A 17,597-nucleotide genomic window follows, 5' to 3' on the forward strand; every position below is an offset into this window, starting at 1 on the left:
CGGTCGTCAGAGGTGCACCGGCGTCGTCGCGAGCGCCGTCGCCATGGTGGCGTCACCCTCGACCCGGAAGCGGTCGTGCGCCGCGAGGTCGGCCCGCTCCCAGAGCAGCAGTGCGAGGTCGCCGACCTCGCCGGTGATCGTCGTGGCCGCCGCCGCAGCGTCTGCGCGGGCGCCGTCGGTCGGGGCCTCGGGTCCCACGCGGCGCATCACCCACTCCGGCGACACGAGCCACGAGTCGCCCGAGTCGGCCGCGACGAGGGCGACCTCGCCCGCCAGGGGCAGGATGCCGCGCCGCCGCGCCTCGGCCATGAACACCTCGCCGAACTCGTCGATCGCGTCGGCCCGGCCGGCGTGCCCCACCTCGAACGGGAATCGCGGATCCGGGTCGATCGCCGAGCGCAGGTCCCACAGGTGCTTGGCGGCCTCGTGCGCCATCCGCCGCTGCCAGAAGCGAACGGTGCCGTCGGCGCCGTAGAGGACCGGGACCGGACGGTCGGGGTCGGATCCGTCGAGCACGCGCATGAGCTCGCGTGCGCCCTCCCGGAACCAGGCAACCCGATCCGCCCCGTCGGGCCTGCGGAACTCGCGCCGATCGGCGCGTACCCCGGTGCGCACCTGCTCCGCCGCCCACCGCTGGATGTTCCCGAGGTGGTCGACGACGGCCCCGGCGGTCGGCCAGATCGCCGACCGCACCGAGGCAGCGGGATCCGTACCCGCCGATTCGCGGGCGAACGCGTCCGCGACGGCACGGAGGTCAGCGAGCGAACCCATGCGCCCATCATGCCGTGACGAGACCGGCCGGGCGTGTCCGGATCGTCGGGCAGCAGCGCGCCCGGCATGCCCGCTTGACGGCCGCCGGCGACCGTGGTCGCATGACGGCATGGACGACGCGCGGCCCGAGCTCATCACCGACGACGCCCTCGACGACCTCGAACGCGAGGCGATCGGGCGCGTCCGCGGGCGCGTGCTCGAGATCGGCGCGGGCGAGGGCGAGAACTTCGGCGCCTTCCACCACGACGTCGAATGGGTCGGCCTCGAGCCCGACGCGGAACGCCGCGGCGAGCTTGCGACCCGCGCGCGCGAATGGGGCCACCGCACCGAGGTGCTCGATGCGGTCGCCGAGCGAATCCCGCTTCCCGACGCCTCCGTCGACGCGGTGGTCGGCACCTACGTGCTGTGCTCCGTCGACGACCAGGCCGCCGCGCTCGCCGAGGTGCGCCGCGTGCTGAGGCCCGGCGGCCGGGTCGTCTTCGTCGACCACGTCGTCGCCCCGCCGCGCACGTTCAAGCGTGCGGTGCAGCGCGCGGTCACGCCGTTCAGCTCCCGGTTCTGCCACAACTGCCACTGGGACCGCGACACCGGCAGCGCGCTCGCCGACGCGGGGTTCGACGGCGATGACGTGCAGCTCGTGCGGGTGCCGTCGTTCCCGTTCGGTCCGACCCGGGTGCTGGTGTTCGGCGGGCATGCGACGGATGCCACGGCGCCCTGACCCCGACCGACCCGGGCATGGAACACGGCAGGCACCCTCCATCGGGTGCCTGCCGTGCGCGGTCGGGGACCGGACCGCTACTTGCGGTGCGTGACGTCGGTGACGTCGTTGCCGGAGCGGCCGGCGACCTTGGCCTTCTTGTCGGCGCGCTTCTCCTTGAGCGTGCGCGAGGCGGCGGTCTTGCTGGACGATTTCTTCGGTGACTTGTCTGACACGGTGGCGTCCTCTGTTCGGGAGCCTGGATGGCCCCGCGATCGTCACTTTAGCGCCGTCGGCTGGGAGCCGTCGCGGGAGAATCGAGGGGTGGACTCGTTCAACGGCATCCGGCTCGTCGTGCTCACCGGCGCGGGCATCTCCGCGGAGAGCGGGGTGCCCACCTTCCGCGACGCCGGCGGGCTCTGGGAGGGCCACCGCGTCGAGGACGTCGCGACGCCCGAGGCGTTCGAGCTCGACCCGGTCACGGTGCAGCGGTTCTACGACGCCAGGCGCCGCGCCGTGGCATCCGTCGCCCCCAACCCGGCGCATCATGCGCTCGCGCGGCTCGAGGCGGAGCTCGGCGACGACCTGCTCGTCGTCACCCAGAACATCGACGACCTGCACGAGCGAGCCGGGTCGACCCGCGTGCTGCACATGCATGGCGAGATCGGCCGTGCGCGATGCCTCGCGTGCGAGCAGCGGTCGGAGGCCCCGAGCGACCTCGTCGACGAGCCGCCGTGCCCGGCATGCGGCGAGCGGATGCTGCGCCCCGATGTCGTCTGGTTCGGCGAGATGCCGTACGGGCTCGACGAGATCGACGCGGCGCTCGTCGGGTGCGAGCGCTTCGTCGCGATCGGCACGTCCGGAGCGGTGCACCCCGCGGCCGGGTTCGTGCTCACCGCCGGAGCGTTCGGCGCGGCGACGCTCGAGCTGAACCTCGCCGCGAGCGAGATCACCGAGTTCTTCGACGAGAGCCGACTCGGACTCGCGAGCGACCTGGTGCCGCGCTGGGTCGACGAGGTGCTCAGCGGCCGGGACTCGCCGCCCGCCGGTCGCGCCACGCCACCGCCACCACGAGCGTGACGATCGCGAGCCCGGCCGTGATCGCCGCGAGCAGCGACCACTCCGCGGGGTCGGTGCCGCCGGTGAACGACAGCGCCACGACGACGCCCGCGGCCGTGCTGCCGAGCGAACGCGCGGTCTGGAACAGGCCCGCGGCCTGGCCGGCGTGCCCGGGCGGCGACGCCGCCGTGAGCGACTGCGTGATCGACACGAGCACGAGCACGTAGGGGATGCCGATCGCCGCGGTCGCCGCGAGCACCGCAACCGGCGAGGTCGTCGCCGCGAGCAGCGGCAGGAGCATCGTTCCCGCCGCGAGCGCCGCCGTGCCGACGACGAGGGTCGTGCGGAGCCCGCGACGGTCGATCAGCCGTTCGGCCAGCGGGGCCATGGCGACGTTGAACGCCGCGAGCGGGAGCAGCAGCAGCCCCACGACGTCGGTGCGGTATCCCGCGTGCTCCTCGAGGTACTGGGGCAGCCCGAACAGCGCGGAGTAGAACACGAGGTTCGCGAGCACGAACAGCGCGTACACCCGCAGCAGGGGCACGTCGCGTGCGAGGAGGCGGAGGTCGATGAACGGGGTCGCCGTGCGCAGCTCCCGCCACGCGAAGAGCGCGCCGGCGACGATCGCGGCGGCGAGCAGCGGCCACGACGGCCCGTCGGGCAGTTCGAGCACGAACAGCAGCACCCCGACGACGGTCGCGACGAACAGCAGCACGCCGGGGATGTCGGACTCCCGCAGCGTGGCCCGGAGCGGGACCCGCTGCCGCGGCGGGTCCGCGGGAGCGAGGAGCCACGTACTGGCGAGCGCCAGCGCGGCGAGCGGGACGTTGATCCAGAAGATCGCCTCCCAGCCGAATCCGACGATCAGCAGGCCGCCGAACACGGGCCCGACCGCGGCGGCGCTGGTGTCGATCAGTTGCACGCGCGCGATGAGGCGGCGGCCGTCGCCGCCTTCGGTCGCCGAGATGGCGCGCAGCATGGCCGCGGCCGACGGGAACGCCGCGGCGGTGCCGACGGCGAGCAGCACCCGGACCGCGCACAGCAGGACGAGGTTCGGCGCGAACGGTCCGAGGGCGCCCGCGACGATGATCGTGACCATGCCGAAGGCGAACACGCGCCGCGGGCCGTACCGGTCGGCGAGTCGCCCCATCAGCGGCTGCAGCACCGCCGACGTGAGGTAGAACGCCGAGATCACCCAGGTCACCGTCGCGACGTCGACGGCGAACGCGCGCCGCAGGGTGCTGAGCGCGACCGCGACCATCCCGGAGTTCAGCGCGCTGAGGATCGTGCCCGTGCACAGGGCGGCGACGATCCACCGGGTCTCGTGGCGCCGGCTCCCCGCGCTCGGACGGCGGTCGCGTCCGGCACGCTCGCTGCCCCGCATCCCGGCCCCCTGCCCGCGCGTTCGTCGACGGATGGCTCGTTCGGAGCCTTCCGCGCGCGATCGCGGCTGTCAAGCCGGCGGCCGACCCGAGACGGGCGGATGCCGCGGGCCGCTCGTCTCGGCCCGCGGCATCCGCGGTTCGCGTACCGTCACCCCGGTTGCGAGGAGGGTGCGTTGACGGGTGATGGGGGTTCCCGGTCCGATCCCCCGAAGGGACCGGGACCCCCGTCACCATGTACTTCCGTCCGAACACCCGGATCGGATGCACACGCGCGAGGAATTCCTCGTGGGTCGCCCGGATCAGGTCTCGGCGAGCATCGTCCGAGCCAGCATGGTGGCGCCCGCGACCGCGGCGGGCATGGCCACGACCGCGCCGAGCGGGATGAGGAAGCACAGCTGCGTCGCGATGCCGAACCCGAGCAGCCGCCACCGATGGCGCCGGTACAGCGCGCGTCGATCCGCGTACGTGAGTCCGCGGGAGTCGAGTGCGCGCGCCGCGAGCTCCCGGGCGAGGATGCGGCCGGTGAGCACCGCGCCGAGCACCGCCGCGAGCACCGTCCCGAGGACCGGGACGAACCCGACGGCCGCGACGACGACGGCCGAGAGCAGGCCCTGCAGGAGCAGCACGAGCCCGCCGCGCACGCCGCTCCAGAAGCTCGGACCCTCGGCGGGGACGTCGCCGCCGAGGTGGGCCTCGACCGCCTTCCAGATGCGCTCGTAGAAGGGGTCGCCGACGATGAGGGTGAGTGCCGTGAACGTGACGAAACCGAGCACGGCCGCCCCGGCGAACACGACCACGGCGACGAGGGCGCGGAACGCGTTGCGCCAGAACTCCTGCCACCCCTCCGCGAACGGCGTCGCCCAGTCGACGAGCCCGGGCAGGCCGATGCCGAGCGCGACGAGTCCCCACACGAGCCCGGCGAACACGATGGCGGCGGGCACGAGCCCGAGCAGCATGACGCCCGGGTCGACCCTCCAGAACCCGAAGCCCCGGAACAGGGTCCGTGCCCCGGCGGCGAGATCCCTCAGCATCGGCCCAGCATAGGTCGGCCATCGGGCGGGCACCGCGTGACGCGGCGCGACACGTCGTGTCCTCGGTATCCAGCCGACGGCGATATCGTCGTTGTCCGTGACCCAGACGAAGCCCTCCCGTGCCGCCGAGTGGTGGCGTGCGCAGCGCACGCGCGTGCTGTGGGGCACCGCGATCGCCCTGGTCGTCTTCGTGATCGCCGTCGTCGTTGCGCGGATGCTGCGGGGCATCCCGGCGGTCGAGGACTTCATCGCCGAGTATCCCGGTGTCGTTCCGCCCCCCGAGGGCACGCCGGTCGGCATCCCGGCGTGGCTGGGCTGGCAGCACTTCCTCAACGCGTTCTTCCTCGTGCTGCTCGTGAAGACGGGCCTCGAGCTGCGCTCGAAGCGTCGGCCCCCCGGGTTCTGGACGCGCGACAACTCCCGCTGGCCGCGCACGAAGCGACCGCCGCGTCGCCTCGGCATCTGGCTGTGGTTCCACCTCTGGGTCGACGCGCTCTGGGTGCTCACGGGCGTCAGCTACGTCGTGCTGCTGTTCGCCACCGGCCAGTGGCTGCGCATCGTGCCGACCGACTGGGCGGTCGTGCCGAACGCGATCTCGGCCGCGCTGCAGTACGCGTCGCTCGACTGGCCCACCGAGGACTCCTGGATCGTCTACAACGCGCTGCAGCAGCTGGCGTACTTCGCGATCGTGTTCATCGCCTCGCCGCTCGCGATCCTCACCGGCCTGCGCCTGTCGTCGGTGTGGCCCGTCGAGGGGCGCCTCGCGAACCCGGCGACCGAGAAGTCGGCGCGTGCCCTGCACTACCCCGTGATGCTGTTCTTCGTCGCATTCACCTTCGTCCACGTCGTGCTCGTGCTGACGACGGGGGCGCTCCGCAAGCTCAACCAGATGTACACCTCGCGCGACACCGACGACTGGCTCGGCTTCATCGTCTTCGCGCTGTCGGTCGTCGTCATGGCGGCCGGCTGGCTGCTCGCGAAGCCGCCGCTGTTGAAGCGCATCGCCGCGACCTCAGGGCGAGTGCAGGGCTGACGGATGTCGCGGGCCGGCCGACGGATGTCGCGGGCCGGCCCGGTCAGCGCCCGGCCGGCGGGCTTCGATAGGCTCGGATGATGAGCCGCACCGTCTGGATCGTCCTCGGCGTCATCGCCTCCGTCGTCATCGCCTGGTTCGTCGTCGACCTCGTCTTCAGCGTCGTCTGGTTCATCGTGAAGCTGGCCATCGTCGCCGTCGTCGCGGTCGTGGTGTTCTTCCTGCTGCGCTCGTGGCTCGGCCGGGCGGGCGACCGCAAGCAGGTCGAGAGCTAGCCGCGCCGCGACCGGCCTCGCATGATCCGAACCCTCGACGCCGATCTGCCCGGCGCGTCGACGTCGGCCTGACACGCGCTCGGTCCTCGAGACGCTTCGGGAGAGGTCGATGCCGTACGCGGCGGAACCCCGCGTACCGAGGGCGTGACGAAGCGCTGGGGGCGCTTCGTCACGCCGTCCAACATCCGACGGGACCTTCGGCTCGCACGAGCTCCCGGTTGCGCGGTCAGGATGTGTCCGCTCGAACACATTCAGCGACCTCGCCCGAGCGGGACCTTGGCCCCTGCGGCCCGAACACCGCCATGAAAGCCTCGAAGGTCACCTGGGGGGATATGCACATGCGAGACGACTATCCGGACATCAGCGACCACGGCCTGATCGGCGACCTGCAGACCGCGGCGCTCGTCGCCTCGGACGGCACGATCGACTGGTTCTGCGTTCCACGGTTCGATTCGCCGAGCGTGTTCGCGTCGCTGCTCGATGGCGAGAAGGGCGGCTACTTCCGCGTGCGGCCCGATGCCGACGACTACGTCACGAGACAGCTGTACCTGCCGAACACCGCCATCCTCGTCACCCGGTTCCTCACGGAGGCGGGCGTCGGCGAGGTGATCGACTTCATGCCGATCGCCGGGCGGGAGGCGACCGACCGGCATGAGCTGGTGCGGATGATCCGCGTCGTCCGGGGGTCGATGCGCTTCATCTCCGAGGTCCAGCCGCGATTCGACTACGGCCGGGCGCCGCACACCGTCGAGCTGAGCGACGCGGGCGCCGTCTTCGCCTCCGACGAGCTGACGCTCACGATGCACCGTGTGGGCGACCCCGTCGTGCACGGAACGGAACGCGCCGGCCGCGTCGAGGTCCTCGAGCAGGGCGTGCGCGTGACCATCTCGCTCGACGCGGGTGAGATGACCGGCGTGGTGCTCGAATCGCAAGCGTCCGCGCCGCAGCAGATCTCGTTCGACCGGCTCCGCGAGATGTTCGAGGACACGCGACGCTACTGGCGCGACTGGAACGCACGCTCGACCTACACCGGACGCTGGCGCGAGATGGTGTCGCGTGCCGCGATGACCCTCAAGCTCATGACCTACGCCCCGTCGGGCGCCCTCGTCGCCGCCCCCACCGCGGCGCTGCCCGAGCAGGTGGGCGGGGAGCGCAACTGGGACTACCGGTACACCTGGGTGCGCGACGCGTCGTTCTCCGTGTACGCCCTGCTCGGCCTCGGCTACACCGAGGAGGCCGAGGCGTTCGTGGGGTGGCTGATGGACCGCATCCGGGAGAGCGTCGGCACCGGCTCGGGACCGCTCAAGATCATGTACCGGGTCGACGGCTCATCGGACCTCGTGGAGGAGTCCCTCGACCATTGGGAGGGATACCGAGGCTCGAGCCCGGTGCACGTCGGCAACGGCGCCGCCGACCAGCTGCAGCTCGACATCTACGGCGAGGCGATGGACGCGATTCACCTGGCCGACACGCACGGGCTCCAGCTGCCCCACCGAGGATGGGCGCAGATCCGCGACATGCTGGACTGGGTCTGCGAGAACTGGGACCAGCCCGAGGAGGGCATCTGGGAGACCCGGGGCGGGCGCCAGGACTTCACCTACGGCCGGTTCATGTGCTGGATCGCGCTCGACCGCGGCATCCGTCTCGCCCGACGGCACGGCCGACCGGCGCCGCTCGCCACGTGGATCGAGCAGCGCGATCGGATCTACGAGCAGGTCATGGCGAAGGGATGGCACCCGGAGCGCGGGGCGTTCGTCCAGCACTACGACACCGACGTGCTCGACGCGTCACTGCTGCTGATGCCGCTCATGGGGTTCGTCGCGCCGCGCGACCCGATGTGGCTCTCGACGCTCGACGAGATGGACGAGGAGCTCGTCTCGGACAGCCTCGTGTATCGATACGACCCGGCTGCCTCACCTGACGGACTCCGCGGATCGGAGGGCACGTTCACGCTGTGCTCGTTCTTCTACGTCGATGCCCTTGCGCGCGCGGGCCGGCTCGATGAGGCGCAGCTCGTGTTCGAGAAGATGCTCACCTACGCCAACCACCTCGGCCTCTACTCCGAGGAGATCGGCCTCACGGGCGAGCAGCTCGGCAACTTCCCGCAGGCGTTCAGCCACCTCGCCCTCATCAACGCCGCGGTGAACCTCGACTACCAGCTCGACCACGGCTCGGGCGACGTCGAAGCCGTGCTGATGAAGGCGAGGCGGGCGACATGAACGAGTCGCCGTCCGGGCCGGACCAGGCCCTCGCGCGAGCCGACGTGCTCGTGATCTTCGGGATCACGGGCGACTTGGCGAGGGTGATGACCTTCCATTCGCTGTACCGGCTCGAGCAGCGCGGGCTGCTCGAGTGCCGCATCGTGGGCGTGGCGTTCGACGACTGGACGATGGACCAGCTGTTCGATCGCGCCCGCGACTCCATCGCCGGAACCGGCGAGGCCATCGATCCCGTCGTGTTCGAGCGGCTCTGCCATCGGCTGAGCTACGTGCACGGCGACTTCGCCGACGAGGGAACCTACGGCCGTGTCGCTGCGGAGATCGGCGAGGCGAGCACGCCGGTGTACTACCTCGAGACTCCGCCGAGCCTGTTCGCGATGGTCGTGAAGGGCCTGGCGAGCGTCGGCCTGACGGCCGGCGGACGGTTCGTCATCGAGAAGCCGTTCGGCCATGACCTGGCGTCGGCCCGCGCGCTCGCCGCCGAGCTGCACGAGCACGTCGACGAGTCGCAGCTGTACCGCATCGACCACTACCTCGGGAAGATGGGCCTCGAGGAGATCCTCTACCTGCGGTTCGCGAACACGATGCTCGAACCGGTCTGGAACCGCAACTACGTCGACTGCGTGCAGATCACCATGGCCGAGGACTTCGGCATCGCCGGGCGCGGCAGCTTCTACGAACCGGTCGGCGCACTGCGCGACGTCGTCGTGAACCACCTCATGCAGCTGCTCGCTGCCGTCGCGATGGAGGCGCCGTCGCATGGCGACGTCGAGACGATCAAGGACATGCAGACGTCGCTGTTCCGATCGATGGCCGAGGCCGATCCCGCGCGGTACGTGCGCGGGCAGTTCGACGGCTATCGCGAGGTCGACGGGGTCGCCGCCGACTCCACCACCGAGACCTTCTGCGCGCTGGAGCTCCAGATCGAGAACTGGCGGTGGTCGGGCGTGCCGTTCTTCATCCGCACCGGCAAGCTGCTGCCCGTCACCCAGACCGAGGTGCGGCTGGTGTTCACGCATCCGCCGAAGCTCGGCTTCGGCCTGCGTCGCGCCGACAGCGAACCCGACCAGCTCGTCATCCGGCTCGACCCCTCGACGGGCGTGCGCATCGTGCTGAACGCGCAGCGAGCGGATGCCGCGACGCCGAGCGCCGTCGAGTTCGACATGGAGTTCGCGGCCGAGGGCGGCGAGGGGCCGACCCCGTACGAGGTCCTCCTGCTGGCCGCGATCGAGGGCCGCAGCGCTCGGTTCGGGCGGCAGGACACGGTCGAGGAGGCGTGGCGGGTCATGCAGCCGCTCATCGACGCTCCGCCGCCGGTGCATCCGTACGCGCCCGGGACCTGGGGCCCGGCCGAAGCCGACGCGCTCGTCGCCGACCACGGCGGCTGGCGCGAGCCGTGGCTCTGAGCGCGCGAAGGCACCGCGGAACCCGACAGACGAGACAGTTGAGCACGCAGGGAGTGAACCGATGAAGGAGGGCGCGGCCGGCCCATCGCGATGAAGCTCATCTTCCGCAAGTCCGACGGGCGGGTGCTCCTGGCGGTGCCCGAGGAGGTCGGATCGCCCGAGGGTATAACGGTCGACGCATCCGGCGACCTCTGGGTGGCGATCTACGGCGGCGGGCGCGCCGGGCCTGGAGCGGGCGTCGTGCACCGGTTCGAGACGGATGCCACGGGCGCGCCCGCCGCACCGTTCCGCCCTGATCCCGGGTGGTGGGCAGCGCCCTCGCGATGACGCCGCGGCACGTCAGCGCCGATCCGGCGCGTGCGCCGCGAGGAACACCCGGACGGCGTGCTCGGCGTGTCGTCGCTGCGCCGCGGCATCCGGCACCGCCTCGTCGCCGAGCAGCATGGCGTCGTTCAGCGGGCCGCCCATGACGAGCCAGTTGAAGGTGCTCGCCGCGGTCGTCGTGTCGTCGAACTCGACGAGCCCGCGGGACCGGAGGTCGTCGAGCACGCGCGCGATCCGGTCGACGGCCCGCTTCGGACCTGCCTCGTGCAGTGCGCGGCCCAGGTCGGGGAAGCGGGTCGACTCGCCGATCACGAGTCGTCGGAGCTGCAGCACGTCGGGCCGCAGCACGGTCGCGAGCTGCTCGACGGCGAATGCGGTGAGGAGTGCCGCCGCTCCGGCGGAGACGCCGTCGGCGTCGTGGGCGCGCACGCGGTCGCCGGCCTCGCGCGTCATGTCGGTGACGAGCTCGACGAAGAGCGCCTCCTTGCTGCCGAAGTGCGAGTAGACGGTCTGCTTCGAGACGGCGGCGCGCGCGGCGACGGCATCCATGTTCGCGCCGAGGTACCCCTGTGCGAGGAAGAGCTCGCGCGCGGCGTCGAGGATGGTGCGCCGCTTGCGATCGGCTCGCGGGCTCCGTGAGGTGTGGGTCACGCGGTCCTCCATCGACGGTTGACGCCTAGTACTGGACAGTCTAGTCTCGCGAACAGTACTGAACCGTCCAGTTTGATTCGGGAGCAACGATGTCTCGCACCATCACGACCGCACGAGGCGACGTGATCGCCTACGACCACCACCTCGCGGCGCACCCCCGGGGGGCCGACGTCGCCACCGTCTTCATCGCGGGCGCAGGCCCCTTCCGGGCCGTCGACCCACTGACCACCGAGACGGGCGAGCGGCTCGCGCGGGCGGGCATCGACGCGCTCGTGTTCGACCGCACCGGGCGCGGCGAGAGCGTCGCGGCATCCGGTGACCCCCTGCTCGACCTCGACCGCGAGCTCGAGGTCATCCGCGCCGTCGTCGACGTCGCCGACGCACCTGCGGTGCTCTGCGGCCACTCATCGGGAGCGACCCTCGCCCTTGCGGCTGCCTCCGCCGGCGTGCCCGTCGCAGGCGTCGTCACCTGGGAGGCGCCGCTGCACGGCTTCACCGGGGGCGCGACGGCATGGGCCGCGGAGTTCACGCGCCTGCTCGACGCCGGCGAACGCGAGCGCGCCCTCGAGCAGTACATGGTCGACATGCCGGCCGAGTGGCTCGAGTCCGTGCGGCAGTCGCCCGAGTTCCCGATGACGGTCGCGCAGACGCCCACCCTGCGAGCGGATGCCGCGTCGCTGGCCTGGGCCGACTCCGCGCCGCTGCCCGAACTCCTGGGCGGCATCCGCGCGCCCGTGCTCGCGCTCGCCGGAACCGAGACCTTCCCCGGCATGGTCGACGCCGCCGAGGAGATCGCCGCGGCCGCTCCCGACGGGCGCGCCGATCGGGTCGCCGGCGCCGACCATGCGTGGGAGCCCGCCGCCATGGCGGAGCGGCTCGCGACCTTCGCGCGCGAGGCCGTGCGCGTGCGGGCCTGACGTCCGGCGGCGTCGCCCCGCGGTAGATCAGCGCCGCTTCGCCGCCGCCCACTCGACGAGCCGGTCGGCGTCCCACGTCGTGACGATCCGTTCCGGCGGGATCCCGGCCGCCTCCGCGCGCGCGGCGCCGAGCGCGAGGAACCCGAAGTGGCCGGGCGCATGCCCGTCGCTGTCGATCGAGAAGCGGCATCCGGCGGCCAGGGCCTTCGCGATGAGGTCGTCCGGCGGGTCCTCCCGCTCGGGGCGCGAGTTGATCTCGACGGCGACGTCGTGCTCGGCGCACGCGGCGAACACCGCCTCGGCGTCGAACTCCGACTGCGGGCGCGTGCCGCGCGATCCCGTCACGAGTCGGCCGGTGCAGTGGCCGAGCACGTTCGTGTGCGGGTCGCGGACGGCACGCAGCATCCGCTTCGTCATCTGGTCGCGCGGCGCACGCAGCTTCGAGTGCACGCTCGCGACGACCACGTCGAGCCGCTCGAGCAGGTCGGGTCGTTGGTCGAGCGTGCCGTCCTCGAGGATGTCGACCTCGATGCCCGTGAGGATCCGCACGCCGAGGTCGCCGCGCGAGCGCGCGTCGGGCTCGTCGTCGTCGCCGCGTCCGGCCTCGCCGAGGCCCGAGTTCAGGGCGGCGACGATCTCGAGCTGCGACTCGAGCCGCTCGGGCGACAGGCCGTTCGCGACGCGCAGGCTCGGGGAGTGGTCGGTGAGCGCGAAGTACGAAAGTCCGGCGGATGCCGCGGCGCGCGCCATCGCGGCGATGCTCGTCGTGCCGTCCGACCAGTCGGAGTGCGCGTGCAGGTCGCCCTTCAGCTGTGCGCGCAGGCCCGTCGCGGACTGGGCGCCGACCTTCTCGCGCAGGTCGGCCAGGTAGCCGGGCACCTCGCCCGCGAGCGCCTGCTGGATCACGCCGAAGCTCGAGTCGCCGATGCCGGGAGTGCGCTTGAGCCGGCCGTCTGCGGCACGTGCGCGGAGTTCCTCGCCCGACAGCGGACCGATCACGCCGGCCGCGCGACGGAACGCCTTCGCCTTGAACGGCGACGCGAGCTGCACCTCGAGCAGCGTCGCGATCTCCTCGAGCGCCTGTACCGGGTCCATCGCCCCAGCCTGCCCGTCAGCGGTGCTGGTCGACGAGCACCGGGTTGCCGTCGGGGTCGACGACGACGAAGCTGCCCGGTCCCGACCCGGCCTCGTCGACCTCCGACGCGAACTCGACGCCGGCGTCGCGGAGTCGGCGCTGCAGCTCGCGCACGTCGGTGAAGGGGTCGACCTCGGCGGCCGTCTGGTCCCATCCGGGGTTGAAGGTGAGGAGGTTCCGCTCGAACATGCCCTGGAAGAGTCCGATCACGTGCGTGCCGTTGCGCAGCATCAGCCAGCCCTCGGCCGGGTCGCCGCCGAACGCCTCGAACCCGAGTCGCTCGTAGAACGCCCGTGACGCGGCGAGGTCGCTGACGGCGAGGCTGACGGAGAAGGCGCCGAGGTCCATCGTTCCAGTCTGCCCGAGCCGCCCCCGGCGGTCGAGGGGCCCGGCGGTGGATCGCCGAAGGCGGGCCGGGTCTCGAGACGGAGCCGGCGCGCGCCTCCTCGACCCGCAGGATCAGTCGAAGGCGACCGCGCGGACGGGCGCGCCGTCGACGCCGAGGCGGAGGGGGAAGAACCCGATCCGCACGCGCGACGGCACGTCCTCGAGCGCGGCGACGTTCTCGACGATCAGCCCGTCGCCGCCGAGCACGACCTCGTGCACGGGGAACGACGTCGTGCCCGCGGCATCCGTCGGGTCGGGGCTCAGCGTGTCGACCGCGAGCACCCGCATGCCGCGCGCGACGAGCTCGTGCGCGGCATCCGGAGCCATCGACGGATGCCGCAGCGCCCGCTCGGTGCCGAAGAACCGCCACCACCCCGTGTCGACCACGACGATCGCCGGCACGCGGTCGGGCAGCTCGCCGAGCGCCTCGAGCCCGTACGTCTCGCCGTCGCCGACGCCGGAGAGGTGCAGCACGAGCGCGTCGCCGACGAGTTCCTCGAGCGAGACCTCGGCCATCGTGCGTCCGCCCGCGACGGTGTGCGACGGCGCGTCGACGTGCGTGCCCGTGTGCGACCCGAGCTCGAGCGCGGTGACGGCGGCGCCGTCGCGCTCGAGCTCGAGCGCCGGCGCGAGGTGCACCCCGGGGTCGCCGGGGTACACCATCATGCCGTCCGCGATGGGGTGGCTGAGGTCGCGCATGGCGCCGGCCGTCAGGCGTCCGTCGCGGTGCCGCTGCGGCTCAGGTGCCGGCTCGGTTCGGCCGCGTGCGCCGACCGCTCGCGCAGCGACAGCACCAGGTAGAGCACGAACGTGAGCGCGAAGCCCGGGATGGTCGCGCCGATCGGCGTCGGCCACACATACGTCCACAGGTACACGGCGACCGCACCGATCGCCCACGCCGCGACGGCGAACCAGTTCACGCCCGCGAGGTACCAGTACCGACCGCCCTTCGCGTTCAGGATGTCGGGCGTGTACGCCCCGCGCTTGACGATGTAGTAGTCGGCGATCATGATCGCGAACACGGGGGCGAACAGCGCGCCGATCGTCACGAGGAACGTCGTGAACTGGTCGAGCAGTCCGAAGAACGTCGCGCCGATGATCGAGATGAGGCCGAGGATCAGCGCGGTCGGCAGGAACTTCACGCGCGAGCCGGGGATCGCGTTCACGACCGAGGTGACCATGCCGTAGACGACCATCGTGTTGGTCGCCATGACCGACGTGAAGATCACGATCGCGAGCGGCCAGCCGAACGGCTCGATGATGGTCACGGGGTCGAACGGGGCGGCCTCGCCGCCGGAGATGATCACGTACGAGATCGCGGTCGCACCGAGCGACATGGCGATGATCGTCGAGAGGCTGTAGCCGACGCCCGAGCCGATGATCCCGGCCTTGCTCGTCTTCGCGAAGCGGTTGAAGTCGGCCGAGAGCACCGTCCACGAGATGGCCGTGGCGATGACGACGTCGAGCACGATGAGCGGCGTGAACCCGATGGACTCGTCGACCGGGATCGACTGGAACTCGGCGGGCGTGAACGTCGTGAACGCCGTGATGAAGATGAACGTCATGATCGCGAGCATGATCGCGGCGAGCCAGGGCTCGATGCGCGCGATGCCCTCGTGGCCGAAGATCGCCAGGATCACGACGATCGTCTGGCAGACGACCGCCCAGACGACGGGCATCGAGATGCCGGTGACGGATGCCACGATGAAGTCGAGGGCGATGCCGGCGAGCATCGCCTGCACCCAGCTCCAGCCCATGAGGATCACGACGTTCGCCGTGACGGGCAGGAGGCTGCCGCGCGTGCCGAACGGCCCGCGCGTGAGCGCCATGGTCGGCAGGCCCGTGCGGGTGCCGATGTTGCCCACGGTGACGAGCACGACCGCGCCGACCAGGGTGCCGACGATGATGAGCAGGATCGCCAGGCCGTAGTCGATGCCGGGCACGAAGAGCGTGCCGGTCAGCAGCGTGGTGACGACGAGGTTCGCGGCGAGCCAGATCAGTCCGATGCGGACGAGCGAGAACTCGCCTTGCACCGGTCCGGCGTCGTCCGAGTTGCGCTCGAGGCGCTGTTCGAGGCGGGTGTAGAGCGACATTGCTGTGTCTCCTCGGGGTGTGCGGGTCGAGGAGCCGCGATGCGGCGTCTCGAGACCGGGTGTGGGGTTGGGACGGGGTCAGGCGTCGCCGTCGGCGGAGGCCGCGTCGGCGGGGTCGGGGGAGAGGTGCTCGTGCACGGCGATGAGGCCGCCCGTGGCATCCGCTCGGAACACGATGGTCTCGCGCTCCCGGTACGACTCGCGGCCCTCGCCGGTCTCGACGGTGGTCGCGACGGAGTGGGTGAAGACGGCGCCGCCGGGCAGCAGCTGCACGCGGCGACGGCTCGACTCGCACGACACGACGCGCCAGCCGGCCGCGACCCACTCGTCCCACAGCCGCTCGTACGCCGCACGGTCGTCGAGCCGCGCCGGCTCGGTGTGGAACACGAACGTGGCCTCGGGGTCGAAGCACGCGAAGTAGCGGTCGCGGTCGGTCGCGGCGAAGGCGTCGACGACGGCGGATGCCGCGGCCTCGACCTCCTCGCGCAGTGGCGCCTCGCGTTCGTTCATCTCATCGACTCCTTCGCCGTCGTCGGTGGTGGGTGCGGTCAGTCGCGGGGCGCCATGGCGCTCAGCAGCTCGTACGCGACGTGGCTCGCCGCGACGCCCGTGAGCTGGGCGTGGTCGTAGGCGGGAGCGACCTCGACGAGGTCGGCACCGACGATGTTCCGGTCGGCGAGCGCGCGGAGCATGCGGAGCAGCTCGCGGCTCGTGAGCCCGCCGGCCTCGGGGGTGCCGGTGCCGGGCGCGTGGGCGGGGTCGAGCACGTCGATGTCGATCGAGATGTAGAGCGGCGCGTCGCCGATGCGGGAGCGCATGCGGTGGATGGCGCTCGCGAGGCCGTGCTCCTCGAGGTACTCGCTCGTGACGATCGAGAAGCCGAGCCGTTCGTCGTCCTCGAGGTCGCTCTTGGCGTAGAGCGGGCCGCGGATGCCGACGTGCATGCTCGCGGTCAGGTCGATGAGTCCCTCCTCGCTCGCGCGGCGGAACGGGGTGCCGTGCGTGGTGGGAGCGCCGAAGTAGGTGTCCCACGTGTCGAGGTGCGCATCGAAGTGCAGGACGGCCACGGGACCGTGCTGCGCGTGGACTGCGCGCAGCAGCGGCAGCGCGATGGTGTGGTCGCCGCCGATCGCGAGCAGCCTCGTCGCGCTCGCCTGCAGCTCGCGCGCGCCGGCCTCGACCTGGCGGACGGCCTCGGCGATGTCGAAGGGGTTCACGGCGATGTCGCCGGCGTCGGCGACCTGCTGCGCGCCGAACGGGAAGACGTCCTGTGCGGGGTTGTACGGCCGCAGCAGCCGCGAGGCCTCGCGCACGTGCGCCGGGCCGAAACGCGCGCCCGGCCGGTAGCTCACGCCCGAGTCGAACGGCACGCCGACGATCGCGACATCCGCCCGCTCGACCTCGTCGAGGCGGGGGAGGCGGGCGAACGTCGCGATGCCGGCGAACCGGGGCACGACGCTCGCGTCGACGGGGCCGACGGGCGAGGAGCTCGGAGTGGGTTGCATATTACGAAACTTCCAGTACTGTTGAGGAAACCTGCTGACACGGTACGCCGCGACGCCCGCACGCGTCAAGAGGGTCGGACGGATGCCGCGACGGCGCGCCGCACGAGAGGAGCCGCTGTGCGACCCATCCACCCCTCCGCCACAGGCGGACCGCCGATCGGTGCGAAGCTCCGCAGCACGCGCATGGCGCAGGGACTCACGCTCGCGCAGGTCGCCGAGTCCAGCGGCCTCAGCAAGGGGTTCCTCAGCCGGCTCGAGCGCGACGAGACCTCGCCGAGCGTCGCCACGCTCGTGCAGCTCTGCCAGGTGCTGTCGCTGCCCGTCGGCGCGCTGTTCGCCGAGCCCGAGATCCAGAAGGTCACGCGCGCCGACGCCCCTCGCATCAACCTCGGCGGCGTCCACGTCGAGGAGCACCTCATGTCGCCCCGCGGGGAGGAGCGCGTGCAGCTGCTCCGGTCGTCGCTCGCGCCCGGCGCGCACGGCGGGCACGAGCTCTACACCGTCAACTGCGACGTCGAGGTCATGCACGTCGTCTCGGGCGCTGTCGAGGTGCGATTCGCCGACCGCACCGTCCGGCTCGAGGAGGGCGACGCCCTCACGTTCCCGGGCCGCGAGCCGCACACCTGGGTCGCCGACGACGCGCCCGCCGAGGTCGTGTGGGTGCTGGTGCCCGCGCCGTGGAGCGGGTCGGCGTAGCCTGCGGCATCCG

At 71.9% G+C, this 17,597-nt stretch carries 20 protein-coding genes; 9 read left to right on the forward strand and 11 right to left on the reverse strand.

All coding sequences use genetic code 11. From position 1 onward, the window contains the following. Nucleotides 1–6 precede the first annotated feature (6 nt). Nucleotides 7–771, reverse strand: a complete 765-nt coding sequence (locus ACULK4_RS04515) for a maleylpyruvate isomerase N-terminal domain-containing protein (RefSeq protein WP_445965845.1) — start codon at nucleotides 769–771, stop codon at nucleotides 7–9. A gap of 109 nt (nucleotides 772–880) precedes the next feature. Between ACULK4_RS04515 and ACULK4_RS04520 the strand changes: the two genes are divergently transcribed. Beyond that, the gene (locus tag ACULK4_RS04520) at nucleotides 881–1,489 is read left to right on the forward strand and encodes a class I SAM-dependent methyltransferase (protein WP_445965844.1); all 609 of its coding nucleotides are present in this window, start codon (nucleotides 881–883) and stop codon (nucleotides 1,487–1,489) included. 77 nt (nucleotides 1,490–1,566) lie between these two features. On the opposite strand, the gene ACULK4_RS04525 is transcribed toward ACULK4_RS04520, so the two are convergent. Continuing rightward, on the reverse strand, nucleotides 1,567–1,704 hold the full coding sequence (locus ACULK4_RS04525) for a hypothetical protein (RefSeq protein WP_445965843.1): 138 nt from the start codon (nucleotides 1,702–1,704) through the stop codon (nucleotides 1,567–1,569). Nucleotides 1,705–1,792: 88 nt separating this feature from the next. Here ACULK4_RS04525 and ACULK4_RS04530 point away from each other — a divergent pair, with 88 nt between their 5' ends. Next, nucleotides 1,793–2,548 (forward strand): NAD-dependent deacylase, encoded by a 756-nt coding sequence (locus ACULK4_RS04530; RefSeq protein ID WP_445965842.1) that lies wholly within the window; start codon nucleotides 1,793–1,795, stop codon nucleotides 2,546–2,548. On the opposite strand, the gene ACULK4_RS04535 is transcribed toward ACULK4_RS04530, so the two are convergent. Further along, nucleotides 2,490–3,911 carry an MFS transporter gene (locus tag ACULK4_RS04535; protein WP_445965841.1) on the reverse strand — a complete coding sequence of 474 codons (1,422 nt, stop codon included), beginning with the start codon at nucleotides 3,909–3,911 and terminating at the stop codon, nucleotides 2,490–2,492. The two genes, ACULK4_RS04530 and ACULK4_RS04535, sit on opposite strands and share 59 nt — an antisense overlap. Nucleotides 3,912–4,211: 300 nt before the next feature. Further along, nucleotides 4,212–4,943, reverse strand: coding sequence for an EI24 domain-containing protein (locus ACULK4_RS04540; RefSeq protein ID WP_445965840.1), 732 nt, complete (start codon nucleotides 4,941–4,943; stop codon nucleotides 4,212–4,214). 97 nt (nucleotides 4,944–5,040) lie between these two features. Between ACULK4_RS04540 and ACULK4_RS04545 the strand changes: the two genes are divergently transcribed. From ACULK4_RS04545 to ACULK4_RS04565, 5 genes are all read left to right on the forward strand, one after another. Beyond that, nucleotides 5,041–5,976, forward strand: coding sequence for a cytochrome b/b6 domain-containing protein (locus ACULK4_RS04545; protein ID WP_445965839.1), 936 nt, complete (start codon nucleotides 5,041–5,043; stop codon nucleotides 5,974–5,976). 80 nt (nucleotides 5,977–6,056) lie between these two features. Then, a complete protein-coding gene (locus ACULK4_RS04550) occupies nucleotides 6,057–6,251 on the forward strand; it encodes a hypothetical protein (RefSeq protein WP_445965838.1) in 195 nt (64 codons plus the stop codon). 338 nt (nucleotides 6,252–6,589) lie between these two features. After that, entirely contained in the window at nucleotides 6,590–8,470 is a 1,881-nt protein-coding gene (locus ACULK4_RS04555) for a glycoside hydrolase family 15 protein (protein ID WP_445965837.1), read from the forward strand. Further along, complete coding sequence (zwf, locus tag ACULK4_RS04560; protein ID WP_445965836.1) at nucleotides 8,467–9,876, forward strand: glucose-6-phosphate dehydrogenase; 1,410 nt, start codon at nucleotides 8,467–8,469, stop codon at nucleotides 9,874–9,876. Before ACULK4_RS04555 ends, zwf begins: the two co-directional genes overlap by 4 nt. A gap of 90 nt (nucleotides 9,877–9,966) precedes the next feature. Next, the gene (locus ACULK4_RS04565; protein WP_445965835.1) at nucleotides 9,967–10,203 is read left to right on the forward strand and encodes a hypothetical protein; all 237 of its coding nucleotides are present in this window, start codon (nucleotides 9,967–9,969) and stop codon (nucleotides 10,201–10,203) included. Between the two features lie 12 nt (nucleotides 10,204–10,215). Here ACULK4_RS04565 and ACULK4_RS04570 read toward each other — a convergent pair whose 3' ends face one another. Beyond that, entirely contained in the window at nucleotides 10,216–10,851 is a 636-nt protein-coding gene (locus ACULK4_RS04570; RefSeq protein WP_445965834.1) for a TetR/AcrR family transcriptional regulator, read from the reverse strand. A gap of 89 nt (nucleotides 10,852–10,940) precedes the next feature. Between ACULK4_RS04570 and ACULK4_RS04575 the strand changes: the two genes are divergently transcribed. Further along, nucleotides 10,941–11,768 (forward strand): alpha/beta hydrolase, encoded by an 828-nt coding sequence (locus ACULK4_RS04575; protein WP_445965833.1) that lies wholly within the window; start codon nucleotides 10,941–10,943, stop codon nucleotides 11,766–11,768. Between the two features lie 27 nt (nucleotides 11,769–11,795). Here ACULK4_RS04575 and ACULK4_RS04580 read toward each other — a convergent pair whose 3' ends face one another. The 6 genes from ACULK4_RS04580 to speB all read right to left on the reverse strand — a co-directional run bounded on the left by ACULK4_RS04580 (nucleotide 11,796) and on the right by speB (nucleotide 16,888). Beyond that, nucleotides 11,796–12,863, reverse strand: coding sequence for a PHP domain-containing protein (locus ACULK4_RS04580; RefSeq protein WP_445965832.1), 1,068 nt, complete (start codon nucleotides 12,861–12,863; stop codon nucleotides 11,796–11,798). Between the two features lie 16 nt (nucleotides 12,864–12,879). Beyond that, entirely contained in the window at nucleotides 12,880–13,251 is a 372-nt protein-coding gene (locus tag ACULK4_RS04585; protein ID WP_445965831.1) for a VOC family protein, read from the reverse strand. A 111-nt stretch (nucleotides 13,252–13,362) separates the two neighbouring features. Beyond that, a complete protein-coding gene (locus ACULK4_RS04590; RefSeq protein WP_445965830.1) occupies nucleotides 13,363–13,989 on the reverse strand; it encodes a cyclase family protein in 627 nt (208 codons plus the stop codon). 11 nt (nucleotides 13,990–14,000) lie between these two features. Beyond that, entirely contained in the window at nucleotides 14,001–15,383 is a 1,383-nt protein-coding gene (locus ACULK4_RS04595; protein ID WP_445965829.1) for a purine-cytosine permease family protein, read from the reverse strand. Nucleotides 15,384–15,461: 78 nt separating this feature from the next. Continuing rightward, nucleotides 15,462–15,893 (reverse strand): YybH family protein, encoded by a 432-nt coding sequence (locus tag ACULK4_RS04600; RefSeq protein WP_445965828.1) that lies wholly within the window; start codon nucleotides 15,891–15,893, stop codon nucleotides 15,462–15,464. Between the two features lie 38 nt (nucleotides 15,894–15,931). Continuing rightward, complete coding sequence (gene speB / locus ACULK4_RS04605) at nucleotides 15,932–16,888, reverse strand: agmatinase (protein ID WP_445965827.1); 957 nt, start codon at nucleotides 16,886–16,888, stop codon at nucleotides 15,932–15,934. Between the two features lie 117 nt (nucleotides 16,889–17,005). Between speB and ACULK4_RS04610 the strand changes: the two genes are divergently transcribed. Next, the gene (locus tag ACULK4_RS04610) at nucleotides 17,006–17,584 is read left to right on the forward strand and encodes a helix-turn-helix domain-containing protein (RefSeq protein ID WP_445965826.1); all 579 of its coding nucleotides are present in this window, start codon (nucleotides 17,006–17,008) and stop codon (nucleotides 17,582–17,584) included. Nucleotides 17,585–17,597 lie beyond the last annotated feature (13 nt).

The sequence above is a fragment of the Agromyces selenitireducens genome (assembly GCF_052748465.2).